Here is a 3,272-nt window from a genome sequence, read left to right as displayed (position 1 = left end):
CAACGCCAGCTTGCAAATGATTGTCCTTTCCTTCATTTCCCTCCTATTACGAAGATTTTAAACAGGTTCTAAAATAGCAACCGTTGTAACCATGAACTCTAAAATATTTAAAGAGCCTACTAATATCTTTAAGGTAAATGTTCATGTGATTCCGCAGAATAATTCTGTTTTTTGATTCTATCTGTCCATTTATCATTTTCTATATCTTGTTTGTTGGTTGCTTTTTTTTCTTGCTCAACAATTGCCTTATCTATCTCCTTATGCATTGCATCAATTGCATTAATCGCACCTCCTTTTTTGTATACTTCGCTTTTCCCTTCAATAATTAACTTAATAAAAGTATTTACAACAGACTGCACTTGATTATGATTAACCTGACCTTTTGCCAAAGAAGGTAAAGAGCCTAATTCCATCAATACTTCTGGTGCTGTTTTATCTTGAGTGGAAAGTCCTAAATTATCTGCTACTTTACTTATTAATAACTCTCTGTGTTCTTTATTATCTTCCAATTTAGCATAATCACTCAATAAATCTATAACGGTAGATACTCTGACTTCAACAACATCATCAACATCTTCATCTTCTAGAGCAACTCCTGACCCCAATAACCTCTCTCTGAGATTTTCGCTTAAAAGATTGATAAATTCTTCATTTGCATCTGATCCTGTGGTTGATATTGTACCATCTAAATAGTTACTTTGAGCACCGAAGCCATGCTCTATTTGTATTTTTGTCTCAGGTTTAAATCCTAATTTTGCACAGAATTTCTGAAAATATTCTTTAATAATGTCAAACAAGCTCTTGCCATTATCTTTATAATTTTTTAACTCTTTAGGAATAGTAAGTGACAATTTACCATCTCTGTATGTTACAAAGTCTTCACCATTGTGAGATTCAATTGTAAATTCCAATGAACTAGACAGATTACATATCTTATCGCCATGCATAACTTGATTTTTAACAGAGAGTATTGGTAGCCTCATATCAGATCTAATTCTCACATTATTTTGGTTAGCACAATCAATATTTATTACTTTTTTAGGATTTTCTACTATGAACGACTGTCCAAGTGCAAGTTGGGTTTGTATAAATGGAGCAGCCTCATACCCTGCTTGATTACAATTGGTAACTAGCTCTTCTAAAATAGCATCACTTGGAACTTCTGCCCCAGCGTATCTGAACATTTTTTTGAAAACTTCTTTTGCAAAGGAACGGTAATCCTTGTTTTCATCTTTCTCTGTTGGTAATAGATGGATATACCTTTGGCCAGCATTGTAAAATTCTTCAAATTCTTTCTTATATGAATCGGTTTTTTGATGATTGGCAGTTTTGGAATTTTCACAGTGATTTTTCCATAGCTCACCCAATGCATTACTTACAAGCTCTTTCTCAATATCTTCGAGTACTGAAGCAACAAAAGCTTTGCCATGATCCGTATCTATTTCTCTTGTTCCTTTTTTGTTAAATATTTCGTCATTATATATATCATCACTATTAAAAAGTTCGCTTTTGCGGTGCTTAGCTCCTTCCTTAAATGCAATAATAAGATTTTTATCTATCTCTTTTCCGTTAATAATAAAATTCATCCTTTGAAAATCTAAGAACATTGTTTCACCGGAATTCGCTAATTTATTATCTTGATCTGCTCTTAATTTACTAAAATTGAACTCTTTAGCTGTGGCCTTTAATCTAACTACTGGACTCTTATTATTTTTTCCTTTTGTCTCTTTCATAAATAACACCTTACTGTAAATATGCTGTAAGTTATATCATATAATGATGAATAATTTGGTAATATATTAAGAAAATCGACAGTATATTTCTTTATTTAAGGGGTGTAGGAAAGGCGTAGATTTCTCTTTCCATTTGTAGCGTACTGCATTAATATTTATGTATTAATCTAGAAAATAATGATGAATAATATTGTAATTGTTGGTCTGCAATGGGGTGACGAAGGCAAGGGTAAAATAGTAGATTATCTTTCTGAGAATGCAGATGTAGTTGTGAGATTTCAGGGAGGAAATAATGCAGGGCACACTATAGTAGCAGATGATGAGGTTTATAAATTAAATTTACTGCCCTCTGCTGTTTTGAGGCCAGGCAAAATATCTATCATAGGAAATGGCGTTGCTCTTGATTCACACGCTCTAATCTCAGAAATAGAGTCATTGAAAGTTAAAGGAGTAGACGTAAACTATAACAACTTGATGGTATCTGAGAGCTGTCCATTAATACTTAGCGTACATAAGGACAAGGAAAAGCTATTTGAAGATTTAAATGGAAATCACAAAATTGGTACAACAAATAAAGGGATAGGACCATGTTATGAAGATAAAGTTGGGAGGAGAGCTATACGCCTTTGTGACTTAGAAAACGCAGATGAGCTCAATAAAAGATTGGATACTCTTTTGAATTACCACAATGCTATCAGGAAAGGCCTTAACTACCAGGTAGTTAAAAAAGAAGAAATATTAAAGGAAATTCAAGAGATTTCAGAAAAAATTCTTTCATATAAAAAACCTGTGTGGAAGATATTAAATGACTTGATGAAAGAAGGTAAGAAAATAATATTTGAAGGTGCCCAAGGCGCATTTTTAGATATCGACCACGGAACTTACCCTTTTGTTACTTCAAGTAATACTGTAGCATCGCAAGCAATAACAGGCTCAGGGTTATCCTCCAATGCTTACATTATTGGTGTGGTAAAAGCTTATACAACAAGAGTGGGCAATGGCCCATTTCCTACTGAGCAGAAAAATGAAGTAGGAGATAGCTTGTTTACTATAGGTAAGGAACTTGGAACAGTGAGCAATAGAAGAAGGCGTTGCGGATGGTTCGATGCAGTTTTAGTGCGCCAGGCCGTACAACTCTCTGGAGTTTCAAGCATTGTATTAACCAAATTAGATGTGCTTAATTCTTTTGATACAATTAAAATATGCACTGGTTACAAGTATAGCGGAAAAATGTATGATTATTTACCCGCATCGCATTCAATACAAGGGGAATTAGAGCCAATATATGAAGAGTTTCCTGGCTGGAAAGAAAACACTCAAGGTAAAAGGTCGATTGAAACATTGCCTATCAATTTAATAAAATATATAGAAGGGTTAGAAAAATTAATAGGTGTACCAATTCATCTAATCTCAACTAGTCCAAAGAGAGAGGATGTTATTAAGCTTAAAGATTTCTGAAAACGTCTTTGTATCTTAGAACCTGTTTAAAATCTTCGTAATAGGAGAGAAATGAAGGAAAGGACAATCATTTGCAAGCTG

2 protein-coding genes are annotated in these 3,272 nt (G+C 33.6%); one reads left to right on the top strand and one right to left on the bottom strand.

Annotation, left to right across the window (positions count from 1 at the left end):
• Positions 1–128 precede the first annotated feature (128 nt).
• Complete coding sequence (locus OZD61_RS05725; RefSeq protein WP_274980156.1) at positions 129–1,733, bottom strand: hypothetical protein; 1,605 nt, start codon at positions 1,731–1,733, stop codon at positions 129–131.
• Between the two features lie 180 nt (positions 1,734–1,913).
• On the opposite strand from OZD61_RS05725, the gene OZD61_RS05720 reads away from it, so the two are divergent.
• Positions 1,914–3,191, top strand: a complete 1,278-nt coding sequence (locus tag OZD61_RS05720) for an adenylosuccinate synthase (RefSeq protein WP_274980157.1) — start codon at positions 1,914–1,916, stop codon at positions 3,189–3,191.
• Positions 3,192–3,272: the final 81 nt, after the last annotated feature.

Source organism: Wolbachia endosymbiont of Drosophila bocki (assembly GCF_028982005.1).
Classification (GTDB): domain Bacteria; phylum Pseudomonadota; class Alphaproteobacteria; order Rickettsiales; family Anaplasmataceae; genus Wolbachia; species Wolbachia pipientis.
This window is presented reverse-complemented; position numbering and strand designations above follow the sequence as displayed.

What these genes read in the sequence shown, in the direction of transcription:
- OZD61_RS05725 (WP_274980156.1), bottom strand. Translation starts at nt 1,733, where the DNA reads ATGAAAGAGACAAAAGGAAAAAATAATAAGAGTCCAGTAGTTAGATTA.
- OZD61_RS05720 (WP_274980157.1), top strand. Translation starts at nt 1,914, where the DNA reads ATGAATAATATTGTAATTGTTGGTCTGCAATGGGGTGACGAAGGCAAG.